This is a genomic window from Streptomyces sp. NPDC003300, from assembly GCF_040610915.1.
Taxonomy (GTDB): Bacteria; Actinomycetota; Actinomycetes; order Streptomycetales; family Streptomycetaceae; genus Actinacidiphila.
Map to the genome: position 1 here is coordinate 107,824 of NZ_JBEXNE010000006.1, position 26,188 is coordinate 134,011.

General features: G+C 72.5%; 25 protein-coding genes and 1 pseudogene. 12 read left to right on the top strand and 14 right to left on the bottom strand.

Annotated elements, in window-relative coordinates; translation table 11 throughout:
* Nucleotides 1–29: 29 nt before the first annotated feature.
* Nucleotides 30–1,505 carry an FAD-binding oxidoreductase gene (locus tag ABZX65_RS11395; RefSeq protein WP_355336858.1) on the bottom strand — a complete coding sequence of 492 codons (1,476 nt, stop codon included), beginning with the start codon at nucleotides 1,503–1,505 and terminating at the stop codon, nucleotides 30–32.
* A gap of 224 nt (nucleotides 1,506–1,729) precedes the next feature.
* Here ABZX65_RS11395 and ABZX65_RS11400 point away from each other — a divergent pair, with 224 nt between their 5' ends.
* The 4 genes and pseudogenes from ABZX65_RS11400 to ABZX65_RS11415 all read left to right on the top strand — a co-directional run.
* A complete protein-coding gene (locus ABZX65_RS11400; RefSeq protein ID WP_355336859.1) occupies nucleotides 1,730–2,275 on the top strand; it encodes a phosphatase PAP2 family protein in 546 nt (181 codons plus the stop codon).
* Nucleotides 2,272–3,345, top strand: a complete 1,074-nt coding sequence (locus tag ABZX65_RS11405; protein ID WP_355336860.1) for a decaprenyl-phosphate phosphoribosyltransferase — start codon at nucleotides 2,272–2,274, stop codon at nucleotides 3,343–3,345. Before ABZX65_RS11400 ends, ABZX65_RS11405 begins: the two co-directional genes overlap by 4 nt.
* Nucleotides 3,342–3,782, top strand: a complete 441-nt coding sequence (locus ABZX65_RS11410; protein WP_355336861.1) for a GtrA family protein — start codon at nucleotides 3,342–3,344, stop codon at nucleotides 3,780–3,782. The genes ABZX65_RS11405 and ABZX65_RS11410 overlap by 4 nt, the downstream gene beginning before the upstream one ends.
* Before the next feature lie 10 nt (nucleotides 3,783–3,792).
* A pseudogene (locus ABZX65_RS11415) lies at nucleotides 3,793–4,629 on the top strand (YihY/virulence factor BrkB family protein); the annotation flags it as partial.
* A 151-nt stretch (nucleotides 4,630–4,780) separates the two neighbouring features.
* On the opposite strand, the gene ABZX65_RS11420 reads toward ABZX65_RS11415, so the two are convergent.
* Complete coding sequence (locus ABZX65_RS11420; RefSeq protein WP_355336862.1) at nucleotides 4,781–6,193, bottom strand: D-alanyl-D-alanine carboxypeptidase; 1,413 nt, start codon at nucleotides 6,191–6,193, stop codon at nucleotides 4,781–4,783.
* A gap of 146 nt (nucleotides 6,194–6,339) precedes the next feature.
* On the opposite strand from ABZX65_RS11420, the gene ABZX65_RS11425 reads away from it, so the two are divergent.
* Nucleotides 6,340–6,696, top strand: a complete 357-nt coding sequence (locus ABZX65_RS11425; RefSeq protein WP_355336863.1) for a hypothetical protein — start codon at nucleotides 6,340–6,342, stop codon at nucleotides 6,694–6,696.
* Here ABZX65_RS11425 and ABZX65_RS11430 read toward each other — a convergent pair.
* The 4 genes from ABZX65_RS11430 to ABZX65_RS11445 all read right to left on the bottom strand — a co-directional run bounded on the left by ABZX65_RS11430 (nucleotide 6,638) and on the right by ABZX65_RS11445 (nucleotide 11,411).
* The gene (locus tag ABZX65_RS11430; RefSeq protein WP_355336864.1) at nucleotides 6,638–7,480 is read right to left on the bottom strand and encodes a TetR family transcriptional regulator; all 843 of its coding nucleotides are present in this window, start codon (nucleotides 7,478–7,480) and stop codon (nucleotides 6,638–6,640) included. The two genes, ABZX65_RS11425 and ABZX65_RS11430, sit on opposite strands and share 59 nt — an antisense overlap.
* Nucleotides 7,481–7,490: 10 nt before the next feature.
* Complete coding sequence (locus tag ABZX65_RS11435; protein WP_355336865.1) at nucleotides 7,491–8,135, bottom strand: DCC1-like thiol-disulfide oxidoreductase family protein; 645 nt, start codon at nucleotides 8,133–8,135, stop codon at nucleotides 7,491–7,493.
* Between the two features lies 1 nt (nucleotide 8,136).
* Complete coding sequence (locus tag ABZX65_RS11440; RefSeq protein WP_355336866.1) at nucleotides 8,137–8,556, bottom strand: hypothetical protein; 420 nt, start codon at nucleotides 8,554–8,556, stop codon at nucleotides 8,137–8,139.
* Between the two features lie 176 nt (nucleotides 8,557–8,732).
* A complete protein-coding gene (locus ABZX65_RS11445) occupies nucleotides 8,733–11,411 on the bottom strand; it encodes an MMPL family transporter (protein WP_355337203.1) in 2,679 nt (892 codons plus the stop codon).
* Between the two features lie 252 nt (nucleotides 11,412–11,663).
* On the opposite strand from ABZX65_RS11445, the gene ABZX65_RS11450 reads away from it, so the two are divergent.
* From ABZX65_RS11450 to ABZX65_RS11460, 3 genes are all read left to right on the top strand, one after another.
* Complete coding sequence (locus ABZX65_RS11450; protein WP_355336867.1) at nucleotides 11,664–12,398, top strand: response regulator transcription factor; 735 nt, start codon at nucleotides 11,664–11,666, stop codon at nucleotides 12,396–12,398.
* A complete protein-coding gene (locus tag ABZX65_RS11455) occupies nucleotides 12,395–14,002 on the top strand; it encodes a HAMP domain-containing sensor histidine kinase (RefSeq protein ID WP_355336868.1) in 1,608 nt (535 codons plus the stop codon). The genes ABZX65_RS11450 and ABZX65_RS11455 overlap by 4 nt, the downstream gene beginning before the upstream one ends.
* Before the next feature lie 98 nt (nucleotides 14,003–14,100).
* Nucleotides 14,101–15,747, top strand: a complete 1,647-nt coding sequence (locus ABZX65_RS11460; RefSeq protein WP_355336869.1) for a hypothetical protein — start codon at nucleotides 14,101–14,103, stop codon at nucleotides 15,745–15,747.
* 35 nt (nucleotides 15,748–15,782) lie between these two features.
* On the opposite strand, the gene ABZX65_RS11465 is transcribed toward ABZX65_RS11460, so the two are convergent.
* Nucleotides 15,783–16,976, bottom strand: a complete 1,194-nt coding sequence (locus ABZX65_RS11465) for an MFS transporter (RefSeq protein WP_355337205.1) — start codon at nucleotides 16,974–16,976, stop codon at nucleotides 15,783–15,785.
* A 265-nt stretch (nucleotides 16,977–17,241) separates the two neighbouring features.
* Between ABZX65_RS11465 and ABZX65_RS11470 the strand changes: the two genes are divergently transcribed.
* The gene (locus ABZX65_RS11470; protein ID WP_355336870.1) at nucleotides 17,242–17,763 is read left to right on the top strand and encodes a MarR family winged helix-turn-helix transcriptional regulator; all 522 of its coding nucleotides are present in this window, start codon (nucleotides 17,242–17,244) and stop codon (nucleotides 17,761–17,763) included.
* A gap of 51 nt (nucleotides 17,764–17,814) precedes the next feature.
* On the top strand, nucleotides 17,815–18,657 hold the full coding sequence (locus tag ABZX65_RS11475; protein ID WP_355336871.1) for a carboxymuconolactone decarboxylase family protein: 843 nt from the start codon (nucleotides 17,815–17,817) through the stop codon (nucleotides 18,655–18,657).
* A 103-nt stretch (nucleotides 18,658–18,760) separates the two neighbouring features.
* Here the strand turns inward: ABZX65_RS11475 and ABZX65_RS11480 are convergent, their stop codons facing one another.
* The 6 genes from ABZX65_RS11480 to ABZX65_RS11505 all read right to left on the bottom strand — a co-directional run bounded on the left by ABZX65_RS11480 (nucleotide 18,761) and on the right by ABZX65_RS11505 (nucleotide 24,020).
* Nucleotides 18,761–19,534: a succinate dehydrogenase iron-sulfur subunit gene (locus tag ABZX65_RS11480; protein ID WP_355336872.1), complete on the bottom strand. Its 774-nt coding sequence runs from the start codon at nucleotides 19,532–19,534 to the stop codon at nucleotides 18,761–18,763.
* The gene (gene sdhA / locus ABZX65_RS11485) at nucleotides 19,534–21,288 is read right to left on the bottom strand and encodes a succinate dehydrogenase flavoprotein subunit (RefSeq protein ID WP_355336873.1); all 1,755 of its coding nucleotides are present in this window, start codon (nucleotides 21,286–21,288) and stop codon (nucleotides 19,534–19,536) included. The genes ABZX65_RS11480 and sdhA overlap by 1 nt, the downstream gene beginning before the upstream one ends.
* Before the next feature lie 85 nt (nucleotides 21,289–21,373).
* Entirely contained in the window at nucleotides 21,374–21,856 is a 483-nt protein-coding gene (locus tag ABZX65_RS11490; RefSeq protein ID WP_355336874.1) for a succinate dehydrogenase hydrophobic membrane anchor subunit, read from the bottom strand.
* A gap of 6 nt (nucleotides 21,857–21,862) precedes the next feature.
* Nucleotides 21,863–22,243, bottom strand: coding sequence for a succinate dehydrogenase, cytochrome b556 subunit (gene sdhC / locus ABZX65_RS11495; RefSeq protein ID WP_188279402.1), 381 nt, complete (start codon nucleotides 22,241–22,243; stop codon nucleotides 21,863–21,865).
* Between the two features lie 49 nt (nucleotides 22,244–22,292).
* Nucleotides 22,293–22,976 carry a 2-oxo-4-hydroxy-4-carboxy-5-ureidoimidazoline decarboxylase gene (locus tag ABZX65_RS11500; RefSeq protein ID WP_355336875.1) on the bottom strand — a complete coding sequence of 228 codons (684 nt, stop codon included), beginning with the start codon at nucleotides 22,974–22,976 and terminating at the stop codon, nucleotides 22,293–22,295.
* Nucleotides 22,977–23,219: 243 nt separating this feature from the next.
* Nucleotides 23,220–24,020, bottom strand: coding sequence for a DUF4253 domain-containing protein (locus ABZX65_RS11505; RefSeq protein ID WP_355336876.1), 801 nt, complete (start codon nucleotides 24,018–24,020; stop codon nucleotides 23,220–23,222).
* Between the two features lie 185 nt (nucleotides 24,021–24,205).
* Between ABZX65_RS11505 and ABZX65_RS11510 the strand changes: the two genes are divergently transcribed.
* The gene (locus ABZX65_RS11510) at nucleotides 24,206–24,826 is read left to right on the top strand and encodes an RNA polymerase sigma factor (protein WP_317452472.1); all 621 of its coding nucleotides are present in this window, start codon (nucleotides 24,206–24,208) and stop codon (nucleotides 24,824–24,826) included.
* Between the two features lie 272 nt (nucleotides 24,827–25,098).
* Here the strand turns inward: ABZX65_RS11510 and ABZX65_RS11515 are convergent, their stop codons facing one another.
* A complete protein-coding gene (locus tag ABZX65_RS11515) occupies nucleotides 25,099–25,725 on the bottom strand; it encodes a L,D-transpeptidase family protein (protein WP_355336877.1) in 627 nt (208 codons plus the stop codon).
* Between ABZX65_RS11515 and ABZX65_RS11520 the strand changes: the two genes are divergently transcribed.
* Nucleotides 25,697–26,062: a hypothetical protein gene (locus ABZX65_RS11520; RefSeq protein WP_355336878.1), complete on the top strand. Its 366-nt coding sequence runs from the start codon at nucleotides 25,697–25,699 to the stop codon at nucleotides 26,060–26,062. The two genes, ABZX65_RS11515 and ABZX65_RS11520, sit on opposite strands and share 29 nt — an antisense overlap.
* The last annotated feature ends 126 nt before the right edge of the window (nucleotides 26,063–26,188 follow it).

Genomic DNA, 26,188 nt, shown 5'->3' on the forward strand with positions numbered 1-26,188 from the left:
AAGCTCCTTCGAGGCTGTGGCGGCGGGCCCTAGAGGGCCAGGCGGCGGGCGAGGTCGGATGTGATCACGCCGCGCGGGTCGTACGTGGCGCGCAGGGTGCGGAACTCGTCGAGGCGCGGGTACATCCGGGCCAGGAGTTCGGGCCGCAGCCGCGCGTCCTTGGCGAGGTAGACCCGGCCGCCCGCCTCCGCGACCTCCTCGTCCAGCTCGTCGAGGAACGCGCCGAGGCCGGGGAGCGCGGCGGGGATGTCGAGGGCGAGGGTCCAGCCCGCCATCGGGAAGGAGAGCCAGCCGGGGTCGCCCTCGCCGAAGCGCTTGAGCACGGCGAGGAAGGACGGGCAGCCGCGGGCGCCGATCCGTCCGACGATGCGCCGCAGCGCCTCCTCCTGGCCGTGGCCGACGACGAACTGGTACTGGACGAAGCCGCTGCGGCCGTAGATCCGGTTCCAGTGCGGCAGCCCGTCCAGCGGGTGGAAGAAGGCGGACAGGCGCTGGAGTTCGCCGCGCCGCTCGCGCGGGGCCCTGCGGTACCAGAACTCGTTGAACAGGCCGACGCTGGTGCGGCCGAGCAGGCCCTCGGGGACGAAGCGCGGGGCGGCGGGCAGCCGTCCGGGGCGGAAGGCGAGCGGGTCGCGGCGGGCGCGGGACGTGGCGGGCAGCGCGTCGAGCGGGGCGTGGTCGCCGCGGGTGAGGACGGCGCGGCCGGTCTTCGCGCCACGCGCGAGCAGGTCGATCCAGGCCACCGAGTAGCGGTACGTGTCGTCGGTCGCGGTCAGCCGCGCCATCAGGTCGTCCAGGTCGGTGGCGCGTTCGGTGTCCACGGTCATCAACGACGTCTGGACCGGCAGGAGCTGGAGGGTCGCGGCCAGGATGACGCCGGTCAGGCCCATGCCGCCGGCCGTCGCCCAGAACAGGCCCGGCTCGTCCTCGGGCGTGACCAGCCGGGTCTCGCCGTCACCGGTGAGCAGTTCGATGGCGCGCACATGGCGGGAGAAGGACCCGGAGCCGTGGTGGTTCTTGCCGTGGATGTCCGCGCCGATCGCGCCGCCGACCGTCACATAGCGGGTGCCGGGCGTGACGGGCACGAACCAGCCGAGCGGCAGCAGCACCTCCATCAGGCGGTGCAGCGAGACGCCCGCGTCGCACACGACCAGGCCGTTGACGGCGTCGATCTCGTGGACGCGGTCGAGTCCGGTCATGTCCAGGACGGCGCCGCCCGCGTTCTGCGCCGCGTCCCCGTAGGCCCGGCCCAGGCCCCGCGCGATGGCGCCGCGGCCGTCGCTGCCGGTGACCGCCGCGACGGCCGCCTCGTACGTCAGGGGGCGCAGGACGCGGGCGGTGGTGGGGGCGGTGCGGCCCCAGCCGGTGACCGGGCCGACGCGGCTGGGGAGGTCGGCGGGGCCGGAGCCGCGATCGAGGGGGGCGTCGGTGGGGTCGGCCGAGGCGTCGGCGGCGGTGCGGCCCTCGCCGGTGACGGGGACGGTCGTCGCGGAGGGTACAGGCATGTCCGTGACCGTAGCGCTCTGAGTGGTGCGAAAGATCACGAATAGTGCGTTATGCGGCTTTTCTCACTGAAAAGGGTGAGTGGTGGTGCGTGAGGAGCCGTCGCGCACGGTAAGCACTCGGGGTCCAAGTGTGATGACCCGACAATTCGCCCAGGTGGGGCGGCCGGTCGCCCAGCTGTGGCGGCCCCGGGTCACGAGCCGTCGCTGCGAGGGAGTACCGACCAGTGCGCTACCCCGACTCCGCCGCGGAACGCGCGGACCACCACCTGCTGGCCGCGCTGCGCCGCCGCGGCACCGACCCCCGCGTCGCGGGCGCGGCCCGCGCGCTGTCCTGGGCGGGCGAGCACGGCGCGGTCTGGCTGGCCGCCGGTCTCGCCGGCGCCTGCGCCGACCCCGGCCGCCGCGGCGCCTGGCTGCGCGCCACCACACTGGTCGGCGCGGCCCACGCGGCGAGCATGGGCGTCAAACGGGTCGTCCGCCGCCCCCGCCCGGTGCTGCCGGACGCCGAACCGCTGGTCCGCACCGCCGGACGGCACAGCTTCCCCAGCTCGCACGCCACCTCGGCCGCCGCGGCCGTCGTCGCCTTCGGGGCACTGATGCCCCGTACGCCGTTCGCCGCGCCGCTCCCGCCGCTCGCCGCCGCCATGTGCGTGTCCCGGATGGTCGTCGGCGTCCACTACCCGAGCGACGTGGCCTGCGGCGCGCTGCTCGGCGCCGTCACCGCCCGGCTCGGCCGGAACTGGGCCCTGCGCGGAGGGCGGCCGTCATGACGGAACGCACCGCCGCGCTCATCGACGACGTACCGGCGACCGCCGTCCCCTCGGCCGGACGCTTCCCGCCCCCGGTCTCCGTACGGGGCCTGCCCGCCGGTCTGGTGCGGACCGCCCGGCCCCGGCAGTGGGTCAAGAACGTCCTCGTGCTGGCCGCGCCGCTGGCCGCCGGGCGCCTGCTGTCCGCGCACGCCGTACTCCAGCTCGCCGTCGTCTTCGTGCTCTTCACCGGCTGCTCCGCCGCCGTCTATCTGATCAACGACGCCCGCGACGCCGACGCCGACCGCGCCCACCCCGTCAAGTGCCGCCGCCCGGTGGCCTGCGGACAGGTCCCGGTGCCGGTCGCGTACGCCGCGGGCGGCGCCCTCGCGGTCCTCGCGCCCGCGGCGGCCGGGGTGCTCTGCAACCCGGACACGGCCGGGCTGCTCGCCGGATACGTGGTCATGCAGCTCGCCTACTGCGTGTGGCTCAAGCACATGCTGGTCGTCGACCTCGTCATCGTCACCACCGGCTTCCTGATGCGCGCCATGGCGGGCGGCCTCGCCCTCGGCATCGACCTGTCCCGCTGGTTCCTGATCACCTCGGGCTTCGGCGCGCTGTTCATGGTCGCCGCCAAGCGCTACTCCGAACTCGTCCTGATGTCGCGGCTCGCCGAACGGGCCACGGCGGCGGCCCCCGCGGCCCCGACGGTCGGACCCCAGCCGGACGCCACCGCCCCGGCGGCCCCCACGCCGCCCGAGGACTCGGAGAGCTCCGAGGTCGGCGCCTCCCGCGCCCTCCTCGGCGCGTACACCACCGGCTACCTGCGCTTCGTCTGGCAGCTCGCCGCGGGCGGCGCCGTACTCGCCTACTGCCTGTGGTCGATGGAGACCGGCGCCTCGCCCAACGGCTGGCTCCCCTGGCGGCAGCTCTCGATGATCCCCTTCATCCTCTCCGTCCTGCGCTACGCCGTCTTCGCCGACGCGGGCTCCGCGGGCGCCCCCGAGGACGTCGTCCTGCGCGACCGCGCCCTGGTCGTCATCGCCCTGGCCTGGGTCGTCCTCTACGTCCTGGCGGCGGTCAACCGGTGAGGGCGCGCTCCCCTCGGGGCCTCAGCTCGGAAGTCCTCGGCTTCGCCCTCGCGGGCGGCGCCGCGTACGCCGCCGACCTCGGGCTGTTCGTCTGGCTGCGCGGCCCCGGCGGGTTCGGGCCGATCGGGGCGAAGGCGCTGTCGTTCCTCGCCGGGTGCACGGTGGCGTATCTCGGCAACGCGCTGGGGACCTACCGGGGCCGGACCCCCGCGGTCGGCAGGGCGCGGCAGTACGGGGTCTTCTTCGCGGTGAACGTGGCGGGCGCGCTCGTGCAGTTGGGCTGTCTGGGCGTATCGCACTACGTGCTCGGGCTGGCCAGTGCGCGCGCCGATGTCGTGTCGGGCGCGGGGATCGGCATGGCTCTCGCGACCGCGCTGCGCTTCTGGGGAACCCGCACCTTCGTGTTCCGCGGGACTGCGCGGGCCGGGGGAGGGTAGGCCCCTCGTTATGGACTGGTTGACAAGGTTGCCCTGGATCGGCCCGCGCATCGCCGCGGCGATGCGGACACACGGCTGGCGCGCCTTCGCGCACCTCCAGACCGTCCACTGGACGCGGCTGGCCGCCGCGATGACCTTCACCAGCTTCCTCTCGCTCTTCCCGCTGCTCGCGGTCGTCGCGGCGATCGGCGCCGCGCTGCTGTCGCAGCATCAGCTCGACACCCTCCAGCACAAGATCTCCGACCAGATCCCCGGCATCGCCGACCAGCTCGACATCAACGGCCTGGTCGCCAACGCCGGGACCATCGGCGGGATCGCCGGTGCCGCGCTGCTCTTCACCGGTATCGGCTGGGTCGGCTCGCTGCGCGACTGCCTGCGCGCGGTCTGGGACAAGGACGACGAGGAGCGCAACCCCGTCGTCGCCAAACTGGTCGACGGCGGCATCCTGCTCGGCCTCGGCGCGGCGGCCCTGCTCTCGCTCGCCGCCTCCGGCTTCGCGACCGCGGCCGTCGACTGGACCGTCCACAAGGCCGGGCTCGCCGACCACGGCCCCGGCCGCGCGCTGCTGACCGTCCTCGGCTTCTGCATCGCCGTCCTGGCCGACTTCCTGATCCTGACCTACCTGCTGACGCTGCTGCCGGGCGTCGAACCGTCGCGCCGCGCCGTGGTCCAGGCGGCGTTCATCGGCGCGGTCGGCTTCGAACTGCTGAAGGTGCTGCTCAGCGGCTACCTCCAGGGCGTCGCGGGCAAGAACGTGTACGGCGCCTTCGGTACGCCGGTCGCCCTGCTGCTCTGGATCAACTTCATGGCGAAGCTGCTGCTGTACTGCGCCGCGTGGACGGCGACGCCCAGGCACGCGCCGCCGCCCGAGAAGGACGGCGAGGACGGCGGGGACGGCGGGGACGGTGACGCCGCCGGGGAACCGGTGGAAGGTGTCGAGACCGTGGAGGTCGTCGAGGTGATCGAGGTCCACGGGGCCACGCGGGCCCCGGAGTCCGTCAGCCCTTCCGGCGCCGGGAGCGGCGGTCGGGACCGGACGCCGGACCGGACGCCTGATCGGGATCGGGATCAGGGCCAGGATCAGGGTCAGCACCGGGCCGCGGAGCGGGATCAGGACGCGGGGCAGGATGAGGACCACCGCCGGCCGGGGACGGCAGCGGGCGGAGCTTCCGTACCACGATGAACGCCACGGCCAGGACGAGCAGGGAAACGGCGGCGACGCCCAGCGCCGTCCACAGGCCGTCGTGGGAGGAACCGGCCGTGGCGGAGGCGGTGGCCGGTCCCTTGTCGCCCTCGGGCGCCTTCGTCGTGGCGGTCGGCGGCGGCAGTTGGCTCAGCGGCGGGACCAGTGTGCCGACCGGCTTGACCGTAGGGGCGGCCTTGAAGCCCCAGTCCAGCAGCGAGGCGGCCTCGCGGTAGACCAGGTCGTGCTCGGCCTTCGGCGTCATGACGGTGACCAGCAGCGTACGGCCGTCGCGCTGCGCGACCCCGGTGAAGGTGGCGCCCGCGTTGGTGGTGTTGCCGTTCTTGACGCCCGCGATGCCGGGGTAGGGGGACAGGCCGTAGTCGCCGCTGAGCAGCCGGTTGGTGTTCTGGATGCCGAACGACTCGCGCTTCTTGGTGGTCTTGCCGGTCTTCTTGTTCTTGTCGACCTTCCACTCGCCGGGGAACTGCGCGCTCACCGTCGAGCAGTACTCGCGGAAGTCGGCGTTCTGGAGCCCCGAGCGGGCGAAGAGCGTGAGGTCGTACGCGCTGCTGACCTGCCCGCGCTCGTCGTAGCCATCGGGCGTGACCACATGTGTGTCGGCCGCCTGCAACTCCTTGGCCCGCGCGTTCATGTCCGCGACGGTCTTGGCGACGCCGCCGTTCATGGCGGACAGCACGTGCACCGCGTCGTTGCCCGAGCGCAGGAAGACACCGAGCCACAGGTCGTGGACGGTGTAGGTCAGATTCTCCTTGATGCCGACGAGGCTGCTGCCCTCGCCCATGCCCTGGAGGTCGCTCGGCAGCACCTTGCGCACGGTGTTCTTCGGGAACTTCGGCAGCACCGTGTCGGCGAACAGCATCTTCAGGGTGCTGGCCGGGGGGAGCCGCCAGTGCGCGTTGTGCGCGGCGTAGATCTCGCCGGTCTTGGCGTCCGCCACGATCCAGGACTTCGCCGTCAGCTTCGCGGGCAGCGCGGGCGCGCCCTGTCCCGGGTCCACCTGCGTGCCCGGCACGCCCAGCCGGTCGCCGCCCACCGTGGACATGTGCTCGGGCGGTCTCGGCGCGGGCTTGGTGCCGGCGGCCGGAGCCGCGCTCGCGGCCCCCGTCAGGACGGTGCCGCCGAGCAGCGCGGCGACGGCGGACACGGCGAGAACGGCCAGGGCGGAACGGTGCGGCGCGGTGCGGCGCGCGGCGGTCGTAGGCATGGGCACCCGAGGAAACGTACATGTCCTTTCCCGGCCGCCGCGCCCCCGGGTGCGGGCCGTCCGCCGTGACGATCCGCACGTCCCGCGCGGGGAACCGGCCACCCCCGTCGGCCCTCCTACCGGGGGGCCCGCACATACTGGGACGCATGAAGCTCAGTCGGCGCGTGTCCTGGTTCCTGGTCGCTTTCGGTGTGTGGTCGTGGATCGTCTGGGTCACCTTTGTCAAGAATTTGTGGAAGGACACCAGCGGTCTGGCCTTCCACGACGGCGACCACGGATCGCCCACCGCCTACTTCTGGATCCACCTCACGCTCGCGATCGTCTCCTTCCTCCTCGGCACCGCCATCGCGGCCCTCGGCGCGCGGAGCCTGCGGGCGCTGCGCCGCGAGGCGGCGCAGGCCGGTCCGGCCGGTCCGGCCGACCCGGCGGAAGCGACCGCCACGACTAGCCCGGCTGCCCCGGCTGCCCCGGCCGATCGGGAGTCGGCCGACTCGACGGTGTGACCGCGGTGCGGCCGATCGTCGGGAGGATGAAGTCCTGGATGAGGGACTTGGCGTCGCGGACGACGGGGCGGAAGACCCGGTAGCGGGACAGGCCGATGACGCGGGCCGCCACGGGGGTGGAGCGGTGCACGAACTCGCGGGTCCGCGCGGTGTCGGGGGTGCGGTCGAAGACCCAGTAGAGGACGACGACCATGAGGTGCAGCCAGAGCAGTTCGGGGAGCAGCTCGGCGAGTTCGGAGTCGAGCTTGGGGGCGAGGTCGGAGCCGGACAGCACGTCGCGGAAGAGTTCGACGGCGGTGGCGCGGGCCGGGTGCGACTCGTTCGAGAACGGGCTGAGCGAGCTGTCCGGGTCGGCGGCCGTGCGGAAGAACTGGGCGGCGAATTCGTGGTACTCGGCCGCGGTGTCCAGCCAGGACGCGAGCGTGATCTCCAGGCGCTCCGCGAAGTCGGTCACCCCGCGCATGCGCACCCGGGCGTCGGCCGCGTGGTGGTGCGTCATCCGGTCGTAGAACCCCTGGATCAGGAATTCCTTGGACTGGAAGTAGTAGTAGGCGTTCCCGACCGAGACGCCCGCCTCCTGGGCGATGGCGCGCATCGTGGTCTTGTCGTAGCCGCGCTCGCGGAACAGCCGCATCGCGGTCTCCAGGATCACCGCGCGGGTCTGCTCGCTCTTGCCGGTCTTGGGCCGGGCCCGGCCGCCGGGCAGTTCCTCGCCCAGGCCGGGGCCCGGCTCCGCCGCCGGACCCGTGGCCGCGGGCTCCGGCTGGTCTGTCACGTGCTCCACCCGGGTGAGCCTATCCGTCGCCCGCACAGCCGTCGGCGCAGTCCTCGCCCCGGCCGCGCCGCGGGTCGGCCGGCGGTACGGCCGGCGGTGCCGACGGGGCGCCCGGGTCGCTCTGCGTCCAGCCGGTCGCCTTGTCGTAGATCCAGCCGGGTACGGACCTGACCGGCGCGGGGCCGGGCGCGCCCGCCGCGTTGCGCCCGGGGAACCAGGTCGGGGCCGCGGCCGAACGCTGCTTGCTCTCGCGGTACTTGGCCGCGGTCAGCACCGCCGCGCGGGCGAGCCTGCGGCCCGCGGGGGTGGCCAGGGTGTGCGAGAAGGCGCGGTGGTCGGCGAGCGCCCACAGGCACACCACCCAGGCGGAGTCGCCCCGGTAGAGCTGGCCCGCGTCGCCGACGACGGTGATCTCGCGCCCGGTCGCCGCGTGGTCGAGGCCGGGGAAGCGGTGCATGGCCTCGGGGGAGCCGACCGGCACCATGTCGAGTCTGACGAGCTGCCGCTGCCGGACGAGCCAGTCCCGTACGAAGGCGCACAGTCGGCAGGCGGGGTCGTACAGCACGGTGAGCCGCCGTACGGGCGGGCGGGGCGTCCGCGCCACGGGCCGCGCCGTCGGCCGGTCGGGCCGCGCGGTCACCGCGCTCTGCGTGAGGCGCGTCATGTCACACCCCGGCCGGGGTCGGGCCGTTCGGCTGCGTCCAGCCGTCGCTGTCCACCGGCGGGTACTGCTCGCGCTCCATCAGCCCGCGCCGCCGGATCTTGTTGAGCACGTAGACGTTGCCGAGGTGCATCACGCCGAGCACCAGCAGCACGACGCCGAGCTTGACCGACAGCGCCTCGAACAGGCCGCGCGCGTTGTCGACGGCGTCGGCCGACTTCAGGTAGAGGGCGACGAAGCCGAGGTTCACCAGATAGAAGCCGACCACCAGGAGGTGGTTGACGGCGTCGGCGAGCTTCTCGTCGCCGTGCAGCACGTCGGCGAGGAAGATCCGGCCGTTGCTGCTGAGGGTACGGGCCACCCAGACGGTCAGGCCGATGCTGACGGCCAGATAGATCACATACGCGAGGACGGTCAGGTCCATAGCGGGTCCACCCCTTGTTTGAACGTGTTCAAACCTACTGACGCGACGACTCTAGACCCGGTTTTGAACATGTTCAAGGTCGGTGCTCCGGGCATACGGAAGGGCCCGGCTCCGAAGGTTCGGAACCGGGCCCTGACAACAGGCGCCGCCGGGGGAGCGGCGGCGCCCGGCCGCGGTCAGTCCTGCGAATAACTCAGCTCCAGATCGACGTCACCGTCCCCCTCGCCGCCGTCGTCCGGGACCCGGACGGTGGCGGGGAAGGGCGGATAGCCCATGGTCAGCAGCGTGTACCGGCCCGGGTAGAGATTGCCGAAGGCGTACGAGCCGTCCTTGCCGGTCCGCGTCTCCGACACCTCGTGGCCGTCCGCGTCGTGCAGCACGACCCGCGCGTCCTCGACCGGCTGGCCGTCCGCGCGCCGCACCGTACCGGTCAGCGCACCCGTCCCCGTGAGGCGCAGATCACACTCCACCGGTCGGTCGGAGGCCAGCACGCTCGCCGTCTGCGGGTGGTGTCCCGGCGCGTTGGCGACCAGGACGTACGAGCCCGCGCGCGGTGTCGGCAGAGCGAAGGCGCCCTCGTCGTCCGCCGCCGCGCGGCCCACCTGGCGGCCGTCCGCCGCGATCAGCGTCAGCTCCGAGCGCGGCACCGGCAGCCCTGCGGCGCCCGTGACCCGGCCGCGTACGGCGGGCCCGGAGACGATGTCGGTACCGGCCCCGGCGGCCATCAGCGTGCCCGTCGGCGCGCCTGCCGCGGGGTCGTCGTCCTCGGCCGGCTCCACCGCCAGGTGCGGCAGCCGCTTGTCCAGCCACGCGGGCAGCCACCAGTTGGAGGTGCCGAACATGTGCATCAGCGACGGCACCAGCACCGTCCGCAGGATGAACGCGTCCAGCGCGACCGCGCCCGCCAGGCCGATGCCGAACATCGCCAGCACCCGCTCGCCGCTGAGCACGAAGGCGCCGAAGACGCAGATCATGATGACCGCCGCCGAGTTGATCACCCGGCTGGTCTCGGCGAGCCCGACCCGTACCGCCCGCGCGTTGTCCTTGGTGTGCACCCACTCCTCGTGCATCCGGCTGACCAGGAAGACCTGGTAGTCCATCGACAGGCCGAAGAGCAGCGAGAGCATGATGACCGGCAGGAAGGCGTCGATCGGCCCCTCGCGCCCGGCCAGCGAACCGCCCCAGCCCCACTGGAAGCAGGCCACCAGCACCCCGAAGGAGGCCGCCGCCGCGATCAGGTTCATCGCGGCGGCCGTCAGCGGCACCACCAGGCTGCGGAAGGCGACCAGCAGGAGCAGGAAGCCCAGCACGATGATCACGCCGATGAACAGCGGCAGCTTGTTGAACAGGACCGTCGCGAAGTCCTCGAAGATCGCCGTCTGGCCGCCGACGTACGCCCGCATCGTGCTGCCCCGCTCGGCGGCCGGGACGACGTCGTCGCGCAGGTGGTCGATCAGGTCGGAGGTCGCCTTGTCCTGCGGCGAGGTGGTCGGCACCGCCTGGATGAACGCCACCTTGTCGCCCGGCTTCATCGGCAGGGCGGCGGCGTACGCGATGCCATCGGTGTCCTTCAACGTCGTGACCAGGCCGTTCAGCGCGGTCCTGTCCGCGCCGGTCGGCACCTCGGCGAGGATCGTCAACGGCCCGTTGAAACCGGGGCCGAAGCCGTCCGCGAGCATGTCGTACGCCTTGCGGGTGGTGGTCGTCGTCGGGTTGTTGCCCTGGTCGGAGGAGCCCAGGCGCAGGCCGAGCGCCGGGATCGCCAAGGTGGCCATCACGGCCACCGCCGCCACCGCGAGCACCCGCGGGTGCCGCTGGAGGAACGACGACCAGCGCGCCGCCGCGCCCGTCGCGACCTCCGGCTGCGGTCCCTCGGCCGCCAGCGCGCGGCGCTGCCCGCGGCTGAGCACCCGCATGCCCAGCAGGCCGAGCAGCGCGGGCAGCAGCGTCATCGCGGCGGCGACCGTGATGACGACGGTCAGCGCCGCCGCGACGGCCACACCGTCGAGGAAGGTCAGCCGCAGCGTGAACATGCCCAGCAGCGCGATGCAGACCGTGCCGCCCGCGAACAGCACGGCCCGGCCCGAGGTGTTGAGCGCGGTGACCGCCGCGTCCTCGGGGCTCTTCCCGCGCAGGATTCCCCTGCGGTGCCTGGTCACGATGAACAGCGCGTAGTCGATGCCGACGCCCAGACCCACCAGCGTCGCGAGCTGCGGCGAGAAGTCCGCCACGTCCATGCCGTGGCTGAGGATGATGATCGCCGACGACGAGATGCCGATGCCGAACAGCGCCGTCACGATCGGCAGCAGCATCCCGAACAGCGAGCCCAGCGCCAGGAACAGCACCACGGCCGCCGCCGCGATGCCGACGCCCTCGGCGAGGCCCGGCAGCGGCTGCTCCGCCTGCGCGGGCTTGTTGCCGCCGACCTCGACCCTCAGGCCCTTGGCCGCCGCGTGGTGCGCGGTGTCGATCAGCTTCTGCGCCTGGTCGTCGGAGAGGTCACCGCCGAGCTTGGTGTACGTCACCGTCGCGTACGCCGTACGGCCGTCCTTGCTGATCTGCGCCGCGCCCGCCGGGTCGTACGGGCTGACGACCTGCCCGACGTCCTTCTGCCGGGCGATGTCCGCCAGCGCCGGGTCGAGCCGCGCCCGTACCGAAGCGTCGCGCACCGTACCGGAGTCGACGTGCCACACCACCGTGTCGGCCTCGCCGGACCGCTCGGGCACCACCTGGTCCATCAGGTCCAGGACCTTGGTGGACTCGGTGCCCTTGAGCGAGAACGCGTTGGAGTAGCCGCTGCCGAGCGCGTTGCCCACCGCGCCGACGCACAGCAGCGCCGCCAGCCAGAACGACATCACCAGCCATTTGTGCCGAAAACACCATCGAGCCACAACGGCCACGACCACATCCCCCATCAACGAGCGTTCCACGACCGACGAGTTGACCAACGGGACCGCGCACTCACCGACGGACCCGTGGACTGACCAACGAGCCTCTTCAGCCTCCGTGGCTGTCGCGCCGACCGCCAAGCCGATCCCGCTTCTCTCAAGGAACTCCAAAGTTCCGGCCGGGACAGGGCCCCGGGGGGAGTGCGGATACTGGTGGGCATGGACGCCACCGTGCTCATCGTGGAGGACGAACCGGGGATCGCGGACATCCTGCGCATCACCCTGAAATACAACGGCTTCACGGTGCACAGTGCCGCGACCGGGCGCGAGGCGCTGGCCGCCGCGCGCGAACACCGGCCCGACCTCGTACTGCTCGACGTGATGCTGCCGGACGGCAGCGGCTGGGAGGTCTGCCGCGCGCTGCGCCAGGAACGCGCCGCCGAGACCGACGCCGACGACCTCGCCGTCATCTTCGTCACCGCGCGGGACGCCCCCCGCGACGTGGTCGCCGGGCTCGCGCTCGGCGGCGACGACTACATCACCAAGCCGTTCGGCGTCGACGAGGTGGTGGCCCGCGTGCACGCGGTGCTGCGCCGCACCCGGCGCCGCGAGGGCGCCGACGGGCGCGTCCTGCGCCACGGCGACCTGGAGATGGACGAGGCCACGTACACCGTCCGCAGGTGCGGTCAGCCCGTCGAGCTGACGCCCACCGAGTACAACCTGCTGCGGCACCTGCTGCGCAACGCCGGGCGGATCGTCACCAAGGAGCAACTGCTCCAGCACGTCTGGCAGTACGACACGGCCGTCTCGTCCACGGTCGTCGAGACGTACATCTCGTATCTGCGGCGCAAGCTCGACCGGCTCGGGCCGCCGCTGATCGAGACCCGGCGGGGGATCGGATACGGGCTGCGCGCGGCGGAACCGGGCGCCGCCGCGGCCGGGGGAGCGGTGTGAAGGTGAACAAGTGCGGCCTGTGGCCCCGCCCGCACTCGCTGCGCGGGCGCTTCACGATCGCCAACGTGACCTTCCTCGCGGTCGGCCTGCTGCTCGCGGCCTGCGCGAGCATCGCCGCCACGTACATGGTGCTGGTCGGCGAGATCGACGACTCGCTGAAGGGCTCGCAGTCCTCGCTCGCCAAGACCTCGATCGACGCGGACATGGTGCGGCGGCTCTGCCAGCTCGCCGACCTCCTGCAGAGCGGGCAGGGCGGCCAGAACGGGGGCGGCGGGCAGGGGAGTTCGGCGATCGCGGTGGCGTTCCAGCAGGATCTGTTCGTCATGCTCGACCGGCGCGGCGAGCCCGCCGCCGTCTGCCAGGACGGCACCATTCCGGTCAGCTCCGAGCAGCGGCGGCTCGCCGAGGCGATCCCCGACCCGGCGGGGCTGGTCCGCAGCGGCGGCGCGAAGACCGTGAAGACCGGCTCGATGGAGTACCGGGTGGTCGCGATCCGGCTCTCCGACGGCACCATCGTGGTCAAGGGCATACGGCTCAGCGGCGTCAAGCACGCGATCGGCAATCTGCTGATCGTCGAATCGGTCGTCGGCGTGGTGCTGCTCGCGCTGCTCGCCACCGGCTCGCTGACCGCGGCCAGGCGGCGGCTGAGCCCGCTGGAGGACATGGTGGAGACCGCGTCCGCCATCGCCGGGGGCGACCTCGGGCGGCGGATCGGCACCGCGCGGCACGGCTCCAGCGAGGTCGAACAGCTCAGTGGCGCGCTCAACGCGATGCTCCAGCAGATCGAGACCGCCGTGACCGAAAGCGAGCGCGCCACCACACAGTTGCGGCGATTTCTGGCCGACGCCTCGCACGAGCTGCGCACCCCGCTGGCGTCGGTGCGCGGCTACCTCCAGCTCTACGAGAAGGGCATGCTCGACGCCGACGAGAAGGAGCGGGCGCTGAGCCGGGTCAGCTCCGAGGCGCTGCGGATGAGCCGCATGGTCGACGAACTCCTCGCGCTGGCCAGGCTCGACGACCGGCCCGCGCTGCCGCACGGCGCCGTCGACCTGTCCCGGCTGGTCCGCGACGCCGCCGCCGACCTGGCCGCGCAGCAGCCGGAACGGCCGCTGACGCTGATGGTGCCCGACTGCCGGGCCGACGGCGGACCGCTGCCCGAAGTCCTCGGCGACGAGGCCGCGTTGCGGCAGGTCGTGGGCAATCTGCTGAGCAATGTGCGGGTGCACACCCCGGCCCGATCCCCGGCCAGCGTCGAAGTCGCCGCGCGTGGCGAGAAACTGCTCTTGCGGATCACCGATTCGGGTCCCGGTATGAGCGAGCGGGACGCGGCCCGCGTCTTCGACCGGTTCTTCCGCGCCGACGCCGGACGCGCCCGCGACAGCGGCGGCGCGGGCCTCGGCATGGCCATCGTGCAGGCCGTCGTCCAGGCGCACCACGGCACGGTCGCGCTGGAGACGGCACCCGGCCGCGGCCTCACGGTCTGCGTGACGCTGCCGACGGTGGGCGCGGGGACGGCGGTCGGCGAGGACCCGGCGGCGGACGCTGCGAGGGGCCAGGAGACGGTGGTAACCGGTGCGAAGTCCACTGTCCCCGCCGCTACTTGACCAAATCTATAACAAACGGAAACCCGTACAACCCCTGTGCGACATCGGCCGTCCAACTCCCCACAACGAACCACCACTCGAAGTGACGGGGAGACACCATGCGAGGTCGCGCATTCACCGGACGGCTGCGCCCGGCGGCGCTGGCCCTTGGGGCGGCCGGGGTGTTAACGCTCGGCGGCGGAGCCGTGGCCTTCGGAGCCGACGGGCCGCCGGCGGACACCGCGCCGGCCGATTCGATCGACCTGGGCCTGCGCGCCTACGACGTGACCTTCGCGCCCACGGCGGCCGGGGCCGAACCGGTCACCCGCTCGATGGCTGTCACGATGTTCCACCACGACCCGAACGTGGCCGTGCCCGCACAGCGACTGACCTTCTCCGCGGCGGGCATGAAGAACGTCGCCGAGGTCGTCTGGCCGCAGGGCTGTACGGTGACCGGCGCCGACGCCGTCTGCACCGTGCCCGGCGCGCCGGCCGGGCGGCTCGACCTGCCCGACGTCGCGGTGAAGATCCGGCCGCTGCCGGGCGTGGCCGCCGGGGCCAAGGGGTCGTTCAGCGTCAGCCACCGCAACACCAACGGCAAGACGCAGACCTTCAAGCCGACGGTGACGCTGGCCGACGGCCCGTCCCTGGTCGTCGGCCGGGCGGCGGCCACGACCCTCGCCCCCGGAGCGAACGGCGACGTGCCGGTCACCGTCACCAACGAGGGCAACGCCGACGTCGCCTCGGTCCAACTGGAGCTGCGGTGGTCGCACGGCCTCACCCCGGTCGAGCGCTTCTCCAACTGCGTGTACGACACCTCCCGCGACCCGCGGCAGGGCGTGGACCGTATGGTGGCGCGCTGCGCCGTCGACCAGCCGCTCGCCGCCGGCGCCAGCTACGGCGTGCGCGACACCGTCTCGATGAAGGCGAACGCGGACGCCTACGCGGAGAGCGTGGACGTCACCGCGTTCACCCCGAAGGAAGCCACCGCGCACCCCGCGGGCGAGCCGGGCACCGGGCCCGCCCTGCACCTGGTGCCGGTTCCCGGCGGGACCCCGGGGGCGGACGGCCGTAACGACACCTCGTACGGCGGCGCGGACTTCACGGTCACCAACACCGCGGACTTCGGGATCTCCGCGCCCGAGGTCACCGGTGCGAACGGCGCGCAGGTCAAGCTCACCGTGCACGTGGACAACCACGGACCCGCCTCGATCGACCCGCTCGAGTACTTCACGCCGGTCACCCGCTTCGACGTCCGCGTGCCCGACGGCACCGCACTCGTGGAGTGGCCCGTGACGTGCGCGCCGCGCGACACCGCGAAGCGGTACCTGCGCTGCGCGTCGGACACGGAGTCCGACGTCGAGCACCCGGTCACCCTCTACAGCGGGAAGTCGTACGACTTCCCGCTCACCCTGCGCGTCACGTCCACCGGCGTGCACCAGGGCGAGGCGGCGCTGCTGACGACCGGGCCGAACCGGATCGAGCTGCCCTTCGACCACAACTCGGCGAACAACACGGTCGCGCTCGTGGTCAAGACGTCGGCCTCGAACGCCTCGGCCACCGCCGGTTCTTCCGGTTCTTCCGGCTCCAACGGGACCACCGGATCGGCCGGGTCCTCCGGCGCGGTGTCCGGCGGCGCGGGCAACGCCTCGCTGCCCGCCACCGGCGCGGGCGCGACCCGGCTGATCGGCGCGATCGCGGTCGGCGCCGTCGCGTTCGGCGGCGCGGTGCTGTTCACCGCGCGCAACCGCCGCCGTACTGCGTAGTCCGCGGGTTCCCGACAGCTCCCCCCACGGGGTGATCAGACGGTGACCGGTGCCCGCTTGCTGGGGGCGTCGGTCACCGTCGTCGCGTGCCGCACACCGGGGACGGCCGCCGTCCCCAGGCACAGGGCGCCGACCAGCGCCGCCGCCACGTACAGCGGCACGGCGGGTCCGAAGGCGTCGCAGGCGAGCGGCGCGAGCGCGTATCCGACCGGCATCGCGCCGAGCGAGAGCAGCCAGTCGTACGAGGTCACGCGGGCCAGCACCCCGGCGGGCACCGAGCTGAACACGTAGGACTCCCAGACCGGGTTGAAGAAGCCGAGCGCGCCGAGCGCGAGGCCGTAGGAGACGATCAAGGGCACGGCGGGGGCATCGGCGGCGAGCAGGACCAGCGGCAGCGCGTAGCTGGTCAGGGCCAGATTGCCGGTGAGCACGGGGCGGCGCAGCCGGGCGCGGGAGGCGAGCAGCGAGCCGGTCAGCAGGCCGACGGAGCCCGCTTCGAGCATCAGCACCCACATGCCGTCGCCGCCGCGCCGGTGGTGCGCGATCAGCGGGCCGAGGGTGGCCAGGACGGCGGCGGCCCCGTTCCACACCGCGTGGGCGATCAGGCTGGTCCAGTACCAGTCGCGGGCGCGGACCTCGGTCCAGCCCTGGACGAGGTCGGCGCGCATCGAGCGGCGCGGGATGGGGGTGCGGCGCACCCGGACGAGGGTGAGCAGCGCCGCACTCGCCGCGAAGGACGCGGCGTCCAGCAGGAACGCCCAGCCGGGCCCCGCGGTGAAGATCAGCAGCCCGGCGAGCGCGGGGCCGCCGAGCCGGGTCGCGCTCGCGGCGGACGCCATCAGGGAGTTGGCGCGGAGCAGGCCGTCCTCCTCGACGGTGCCCGCGACCAGCGGCGCGGAGGTCGGGATGGCGAAGGCGGAGGCGGCGCCGCCGACGGTCTCGGCGACCGCGAGGACCAGGATGCTCGGGTCGCCGCCGACGAGTTCGAGGCCGACGAAGATCTGCGCGGCGCAGCGGACGAGGTCGGTGGTGAGCGCGACCTTGCGCGCGTCGAACCGGTCGGCGATCACGCCGCCGACCGGCAGCAGCAGGAGGCGCGGCACCATCGCGCAGCCCAGCACGACCGCGAGCGCGGACGCCGAGCCGGTCGCGCGGCTGATGGCGATGGCGAGCGCGGCCGGGACGACGGCGTCGCCGAGGGCGGAGAGCGTCCGGCCGAAGAAGAGCAGGCGGAACGAGCGGTGCCGGAGCGGGTGCCGGGGCTTGGAGGGCGGGGCGACGGGGTCCTGGCGGGAGCCGTCGCGGGAGGCGTCGTGCCGGTCGTCGTGGAGGTCGTCGTGCCGTTCGTCGCGGGGGTCGTCACGCGGGTCTTCGTGCCGGTCTTCGTGCGGGGGCGGGGTGGTCACGGCGAACAAGGTATTTCGGCGTCGAACATTTCGTCAACGAATATTTCGGCACCGACGTATCTCCGGTGGGTAGGCATAGGATCGGCCCATGCCCACCCCGCACGACTGGACCGACGGCCACGTCGCCCGCTGGCAGCCCGTACTGCCCGACCTCGACCCCGACGTCGAAGGCGCCGCCACCCGCGCCATGCTGTTCACCGACCACATCCGCAGGGTCAAACAGCGCTCGCTCGTCGACCACGGCCTGCACAAGCACGAGTACGAGACGCTGCACACGCTCGCCGGGCGCGGCGGCCGTACCGTTCCCTCCGAACTCGCCGCCGACCTCAAGATGGCCCCCGCCTCCATCACCGGCCGTCTCGACGGCCTGGAGCGGCGCGGGTACGTACGCCGTACGCCGTCGGCCGCCGACCGCCGCCGGGTCGACGTCGAACTCACCGAGGCGGGGCGGCAGGCGTGGCTCGGGGCGCTGGAGTTCCAGGGCCAGGAGGAGCGCCGGCTGCTGGGCGTGCTGACCCCGGCCGAACGGCGCACGCTCTCCGACTTGCTGCGGCGGGTGATGCTGGCGGCCGAGGGGAACGGGGACGGCGGACGCGACTGCACGGGCTGAGCTGGCGTGGGACTTGCGCTGGAGTCGACTCCAACCCCTAGCGTCGTCGTCATGACCCCCGCAGACGGCTCCGACCCCACCGACCGCGCCGAATCCGCTCCCGCCGACGACCGGTACGCGCGCGGCCTGGCCGCCCTCCGCACGGTCACCGGCGACGAGCGCCCGGCCCTGCTCGACTCGGTCGCGGAGATCGCCCCCGACCTGGCCCGGATGACCATCGAGTTCGGCTACGGCGACCTATGGTCACGCCCCGGCCTCACCCCGCGGCAGCGGCAGCTCGCCACCGTCGCCGCGCTCGCCGCCCTCGGCAACGCCGCCCCGCAGCTCCGCTTCCACATCGCAGGTGCGCTCAACGTCGGCTGCACCCGGCGCGAGATCGTCGAGACCTTCATCCACACCACCGTCTACGCCGGTTTCCCCGCCGCGCTCAACGCCCTCGGCGCCGCCCGTGAGGTCTTCGCGGACCACCCGGCCGACGACGACCCGGTCGTCAAGGAGCCGGTCGACGGCGGCCGTTACGAACGCGGCCTGGACGCGCTGCGCACCGTCGACGGCCCCGACGGCGTCCGCGTCGTGGCCACCCTCGACGACATCGCCCCCGACCTCGGCCGCTACATCGTCGAGCACGTCTTCGGCGACATCTACTGCCGCACCGGCCTGGACCTCGTCACCCGCGAACTCCTCACCATCGCCATCTGCACCGCCCTCGGCACCGCCGCCCCCCAACTCCGCATCCACATCCGCGCCTTCCTCCGCCTCGGCGGCACCCGCACCGAAGTCGTCGAAACGCTCACCCAAATGGCCGGCTACGCCGGTTTCCCCGCCGCCCTCAACGGCGTCACGGCAGCCCGCGAGATCTTCACCGAGCACGACGCGGCCGGGACCGCGGGCTAGCGCGCGCGAAGAGGACCGAGAAGGGACCCGCGTACGGGCACGCGAAAGGGCCCGCCCGTGGCCGGTGGTGGCCGGTCGGGGCGGGCCCTTGGGGACGCAGGGGTCAGAAGCGGCGGGTGATCAGGGCGCGCTTGACTTCCTGGATCGCCTTCGTCACCTCGATGCCGCGCGGGCACGCGTCGGTGCAGTTGAAGGTGGTGCGGCAGCGCCAGACGCCGTCCTTGTCGTTCAGGATCTCCAGGCGCTGCTCACCCGCCTCGTCGCGGGAGTCGAAGATGAAACGGTGGGCGTTGACGATGGCCGCGGGGCCGAAGTACTGGCCGTCGTTCCAGAAGACCGGGCAGGACGACGTGCACGCGGCGCACAGGATGCACTTGGTGGTGTCGTCGAAGCGCTCACGGTCCTCGGCGGACTGAAGGCGCTCACGCGTCGGCTCGTTGCCCTTGGTGATCAGGAAGGGCATCACATCGCGGTACGCCTGGAAGAACGGGTCCATGTCGACCACGAGGTCCTTCAGCACGGTCAGGCCCTTGATCGCCTCGACCGTGATCGGCTTGTCCGGGTTGATGTCCTTGATCAGCGTCTTGCACGCCAGCCGGTTCTTGCCGTTGATCCGCATGGCGTCGGACCCGCAGATGCCGTGCGCGCACGAGCGGCGGAAGGTCAGCGAGCCGTCGATCTCCCACTTGACCTTGTGCAGCGCGTCCAGGACGCGCTCCTTCGGGTCGATGGCCAACTGGTAGTCGACCCACTCCGCGTCCGCCGCGACCTCCGGGTTGAACCGGCGGATTCGCAGCGTGATCGTGATCAGGTGTGCGTCGGTCACCTCGGCGGCGTCGAGGGCCGCCGAGTGCTTGTCGAGCGTCGGGGTGCTCATCAGTACTTACGCTCCATCGGCTGGTAGCGGGTCTGCACGACCGGCTTGTAGTCGAGGCGGATCGACTCGACGCCGGTCGCGTCCACCTCGCGGTAGGCCATCGTGTGCCGCATGAAGTTGACGTCGTCGCGGTTCGGGTAGTCCTCGCGGTAGTGACCGCCGCGCGACTCCTTGCGGGCGAGCGCGGAGACCGCCATGACCTCGGCCAGGTCGAGCAGATTGCCCAGCTCGACGGCCTCCAGCAGGTCGGTGTTGAACCGCTTGCCCTTGTCCTGGATCGCCACGTTCAGATAGCGCTCGCGCAGCTCGCCGATCTTCTCGACGGCCGTCTTGATGGTCTGCTCGGTGCGGAACACCATCACGTTGGCGTCCATGCACTCCTGCAGCTCCGTGCGGATCACCGAGACCCGCTCGGTGCCGGTGGACGCGCGCAGCCGCTCCACCTGCGCCTCGACCAGCGACGCCGGGTCGTCGGGCAGCGGCACGTAGTCGTGCGCGTGCGCGTACTCGGCGGCGGCGATGCCGGAACGGCGGCCGAAGACGTTGATGTCCAGCAGCGAGTTGGTGCCCAGCCGGTTCGCGCCGTGCACCGACACGCACGCGACCTCACCGGCCGCGTAGAGGCCCGGCACGACGGTGCTGTTGTCGCTCAGCACCTCGCCCTGCACGTTGGTCGGGATACCGCCCATCGCGTAGTGCGCGGTCGGCTGGATCGGGATCGGGTCGGTGTACGGCTCGATGCCCAGGTACGTCCGCGCGAACTCGGTGATGTCCGGCAGCTTCGCGTCGAGCTGCTCCGGCGGCAGGTGCGTGAGGTCGAGGTAGACGTGGTCGCCCTCGGGACCGCAGCCGCGGCCCTCACGGATCTCGGTGTAGATCGCGCGGGAGACGACGTCACGCGAGGCGAGGTCCTTCATGACCGGCGCGTACTTCTCCATGAAGCGCTCGCCGTCCTTGTTGCGGAGGATGCCGCCCTCACCGCGGGCGCCCTCCGTCAGCAGGATGCCCATCCGCCAGATGCCCGTCGGGTGGAACTGGAAGAACTCCATGTCCTCCAGCGGCAGCCCGCGCCGGTACACCGCGGCCTGGCCGTCACCGGTCAGGGTGTGCGCGTTCGACGTCACCTTGAAGAACTTGCCGGTGCCGCCCGACGCGTAGATCACGGCCTTCGCCTGGAAGACGTGGATCTCGCCGGTGGCCAGTTCGTACGCGACCACGCCCGCGGAGCGCTTGACGCCGTCGACCTCGACCAGGAGCTGGTCCAGGACGTAGAACTCGTTGAAGAACTCCACGCCCTCCTTGACGCAGTTCTGGTACAGCGTCTGGAGGATCATGTGGCCGGTGCGGTCCGCGGCGTAGCAGGCGCGGCGCACCGCGGCCTCGCCGTGGTTGCGGGTGTGGCCGCCGAAGCGGCGCTGGTCGATCCGGCCCTCGGGCGTCCGGTTGAACGGCAGGCCCATCTTCTCCAGATCGAGGACCGCGTCGATGGCCTCCTTCGCCAGGATCTCGGCGGCGTCCTGGTCGACCAGGTAGTCACCGCCCTTGACCGTGTCGAAGGTGTGCCACTCCCAGTTGTCCTCCTCGACGTTCGCGAGGGCGGCGGCCATGCCGCCCTGGGCGGCGCCGGTGTGGGAGCGGGTCGGGTACAGCTTGGTCAGAACGGCGGTGCGGCTGCGCTTGGTGGCCTCGATGGCCGCGCGCATGCCGGCGCCGCCCGCGCCGACGATGACGGTGTCGTACTTGTGGATCTGCATGGGGGTCGCTTCCCTGTTCCAGCCCTGGCTCAGCGCTTGGCGTCAGCGGCTTCGCGGCTTGGCGGTGATGGCCGTGTCGGCCGCGTTAGCGGATGTTCGGGTCGAAGGTGAAGATCACCAGCGAACCGAGCACGATGGTGAACGCCGTCGCGGTGAACAGCAGCGTCTTCAGCCAGATGCGGGTGTTCGGCCGCTCGGCGTAGTCGTTGATGACGGTCCGCAGGCCGTTGCCGCCGTGCAGCATGGCCAGCCAGAGCATCACCAGGTCCCAGCCCTGCCAGAACGGCGAGGCCCAGCGGCCCGCGACGAACGCGAAGCCGACCTTGGTGACACCGCCGTCGAGCACGAGCTGGATCAGCAGGTGGCCGAGGACCAGGACGACCAGCACCACACCGGACAGCCGCATGAACAGCCAGCCGTACAGCTCGAAGTTGGTGCGGGAGCTGCGCGGGGTCCGCTTGGTGCGGGCGCGCGGCGGCTCGATGACCGGGGCCGGGTTGTCCGGGCTGTACGTGACGCTGGAGCCGGTCAGCTCGACCGCGTCCGCGGGAGTGATTTCGGTGGACATGTGCGGTCAGCTCCCGAACAGGACTCGTGCGGCGTGGCCGAGGACGGGGTAGATCGCGCCGACCATCAGGAGAGCCCACAGGCCGAGCACCGTCCACAGCATCTGCTTCTGGTAACGCGGGCCCTTGGTCCAGTAGTCGACCGCGATGATCCGCAGGCCGTTCAGCGCGTGGAAGAGGATCGCGGCCACGAGGCCGTACTCCAGCAGGCTGACGATGGGGGTCTTGTAGGTCGCGACGACCTTGTCGTAATCCTCGGGGGAGACCCGCACCAGGGCGGTGTCGAGGACATGGACGAACAGGAAGAAGAAGATGAGGACACCGGTGACTCGATGAGCCACCCAGGACCACATGCCTTCCCGGCCGCGGTACAGCGTTCCAGCCGGCACGGAAAAAACCCTCCGGGAGCGGGGCGAGGGGTGCCGGCTTCGGTGTCGGTCACGCCCGGCCGGGTACGGTCCACCGGCCCCGGCCATCGTAGCGACGCGATGTCGGCTCCGGACCGCGGGGTAGGCCAGGTGTGATCGATCCCGCACGGTCGGGTGAACCGGCGGGGGTCTTTCGCGGGCCGGACTCGGCCAGATGCCCACCGGTGTCCGCGAGTCGCAGCAGCCGCGCGCGGCAGATCCGGCGCAGCTGCTCGGCCGTCGCCACCGACTCCTCGTCCTCGTCGTGCCCCAGGCGCTGGCGCAGGCTCGCCAGCGTCAGGTCGAGGGCGGCGGCCGGATCGTCGGGGTCGTCCAGGTCGGTCAGCGCGATCACGAAGGCGTGGCCGAACTTCGCCTCGTACGCCGCGTTCGCGGCCCGCAGCGCGGTGTGCACGGTCAGGCCGCCGCGGTCGGGCAGCGCGGTGGTGGCCTCGCCCGCCAGCGCCTCGGCGAGATCGCCCGACGTCAGGTCGTACGCCGCCTCGTCGGCCGCGGCGAGCAGCGCCTCGACCGTCGGATACGGCCGGTGCGCGGCCACCCGGCGGGCCCAGCGGTGGCTGCCGCAGCAGGTGCGCAGCGCCGCCTCCGCGACCAGGGAGGGGGCCCGGTTGAGCAGATACAGCCCCTCGGGCGGGGTGTCGCTGGACAGCGCTGGGCTCCTGGATCGGGTGGACCGGGGGTACGGAATCGGCACGGCGGTACGACAGGTGCGGATTCGGTACGGCTTCGGCTCGGGAAGGTACGGCAGGGGGAGTGCTCCCACTTTAGGGGCAGCCGGTTCGAACATGTCCGACGGGACCTTGAACTTCACTCGTACGTGAGGCGGCGCGCCCTCCGTTGACGCGCCCCCCGTTGACGCGCCCCCTGTTGACGCGCCCTCCGTTGACGTGAGCCCCGTTGACGCGCCCCCCGTCGGCCCGCCCCGGCCCGGCGCCGCTCAGTCCCACCAGAACGACCACAGCCGCTCCCCGCGCAGCGCCTCGGCGTAGTCGGGGAACGGAAACGTCCCGTCGTTCAGATTCGACGCCCCGGTCAGCACGTGTTCGAGCGCGACGTGCCCGGCGTGTGCGGAGGCCAGCGGCGGCGAGGCCACCGACACGAAGACCGACGAGCCCTCGAAGCCGATCACCCGCGCCCCGAACCGGTCCTCCCACGTACGCAGCAGCGCCGACAGCTCCAGCGCGGGCGCCTCGGTCTCCCAGCCCGCCAGCGCCGGGATGTCGGCGCTGCGTTCGGCGCGGACCAGCGCGATGTGCGCGATGAAACGGGTCGTGAAGTAGTGCAGCATCTGCCCGACGGCCGCGCGCGCCACCGCGTCGGGCGAAGGGCCGGGATGCGGCGGCGAGGCGGCGGCGAGCCCGGGAAAGGCGGTGAAGGGCGGCCCCGGGTCGGCCGCCAGCAGCGCCGCCGCGTCGTCCGGCCACACCTCGTCGATCGCCGGGTGCGGCGGAAGCAGCGACCGCGCCTCCTGGTACGTCCCCCACGACTCGCGCAGCGACGCCTCCGCGTCCACCGCGTCGATCTCGGCCGCGCGGTGCCCGAAGCCGTTCGCGCACGGCCACGCCATCAGCACCGGCCGCCAGCCGGTCTCCTCCTGCTGCGCCTGGTAGCGGGCCCACAACCGGCCCGGTGCGACCACGGGTTCGTCGCTCAGCCACAGTCCCGGCGCGGAGCCGGGGACCAGCCGTCCCGGCGGCAGTCCGCCCGGGAGCCCGTCGAGGAGGCGGTCCAATGACATCGGAGGACTCCTCAACGACCGTTCATGAGGGGAGTGCGTGGGGGAAGTTGACGACGGCCGGGGGCCGCCTCCCCCCACAGGAGCGTCCCCGGCCGCCGTCTTGTACGGCGTATCCCCGTTCAAAAGTGTCACCGCTCCCATGGTTCAAAAGTGTCAGCGCTCCCACATGAGGCAGGATGGGGCGAGTGTTCGAGGGGGTGGGGCCAGAGGTGGACCTGGAGACCGCGGTAGCCGGGGCGCAGCGCGGGGACGAAGCCGCGTTCCGCGTCGTGTACCGCGCTGTGCAACCGCAGTTGCTGCAATACGTCCGCAGCCTGGTCGGACCGGTGGACGCCGAGGACGTCGCCTCCGAGACCTGGTTGCAGATCGCCCGCGACCTCCCCAACTTCCGCGGCGCGGGCGACTCGGTGCGCGGCTGGGCGGCGCGCATAGCCCGCAACCGCGCGCTCGACCACATCCGTGCCCGCGCCCGGCGGCCCGTCTCCGGCGCGGGGGTCGACGAACTCGTCCAGCTCCCCGACCGGGCCGACACCGCGGGCGAGGCGCTGGACGCCGTCGCCACCGACCGCGCCCTGGCCGCGATAGCCGCCCTGCCGCGCGAGCAGGCCGAGGCCGTCCTGCTCCGCGTCGTCATGGGCCTGGACTCCACCAGCGCCGCCCGCGTCCTCGGCAAGCGCGCCGGGTCCGTCCGGATGGCCACCCACCGCGGCCTGCGCCGCCTGGCCGAACTCCTCGAACACGACGACGACCCGCGCGCCGACGCCGACCACGTCGGCGTGACCTTCTCGACCTCCAAGGCCCTGTGACGCGACCCGCGGGGCTCGGTACGGCGCCGCGCGGGGCGCTTCCGGGACCCGCGGCCCCGGCCGCCGACCCCTCCGACGAATCATGGGACGGCCGGGGCGGGTGCGGCCAGGTGACACTTCCGCGTGCCGGTGCGCTGTAGGAAGTGGACCGACTGGTCATCGGTCCTGCGGACCCCGGTTCTCCCCGTATCGGGGTCCGTGCAAAGGGCGCGGCCGGGCGCATTCCCCCTGCCCGGCCGCGCCCGTCACCACACGGATCGACGATGCCCGCGTCACCAGTAGACGACGACCTTGTCACCCACCTTGACCTGGTCGAACAGCGCGGAGACCGCCGCCTTGTCCCGTACGTTCACACAGCCGTGCGAGGCGCCCGCGTAGCCGCGGGCCGCGAAGTCCGAGGAGTAGTGCACGGCCTGGCCGCCGCTGAAGAACATCGCGTACGGCATCGCCGTGTTGTAGAGCGTCGAGACGTGGTCGCGGCTCTTGAAGGTGACGTGGAAGAGCCCCTCGCGCGTCGGGGTGTACTGCGACCCGAAGCGGACGTCCATGGTGGCCCTGACCTTGCCGTCGACCACCCACGACAGCGTGCGAGTGGTCTTGCTCACACACATGGCGCGGCCGGTCATGCAGCGCGGGTCGAGCTTGCCCGCGGGCTTGGGCGGCGCGACCGGGTACAGCTCCTTGTGGGTCGGGGCGTGGGTCAGCGAGCGCAGCTTCGTCCAGGTGTCCTGGGTGACGCGGCCGGTGATGGCCAAGCCGTGCCGCTCCTGGAAGTCGCTCACCGAGTGCTGGGTGACGGTGCCGTAGTAGCCGGTGGGGGACTGGCTGAAGAGGTGGAGCTGGGCGAGCCTGGCCTGGAGTTCGCGGACCTTGGCGCTGGTCGAGCCGGTGGCGATCACGGCGGGGACGACGGGCGGCGCGGTCGTGGCCGGAGCCGTCGGCGAGGCCGGTGCGGTCGTGGTGGGCGCGGCCGACGTCGTCGGGGGCGCGGTGGTGGCCGGTGGCTCCGACGACGGCTGCGCGGTCGTCGCGGTCGGCGACGGCGCGGCCGAGGTGGCCGGCGGCCTGTCCTTGCCCGAGGCCCCGGTGTCCTGCGGTCCGCAGCCCGCCAGCACGGCCGTCGAGAGCGCCGCCGTCACGACCGCCGCGGCCACCGCCAGCGGCGATCTGCTGCCCGTCCCCGTCATCGTCCTCATCCCCTGCGTCCCCCCGCTCGTACTTCCTGTTCTTCCCTAGACATCGATTCCCGGCCGTGCGGTTGCGCGAACCGCGGGGAAGACTGTGAGGAAGGTCCCAGGCCGCCGCGGTGCACCGCACGCAGGGCCGCCGCTACAGTCCGTTACGCCAGCCACACAGCCATTC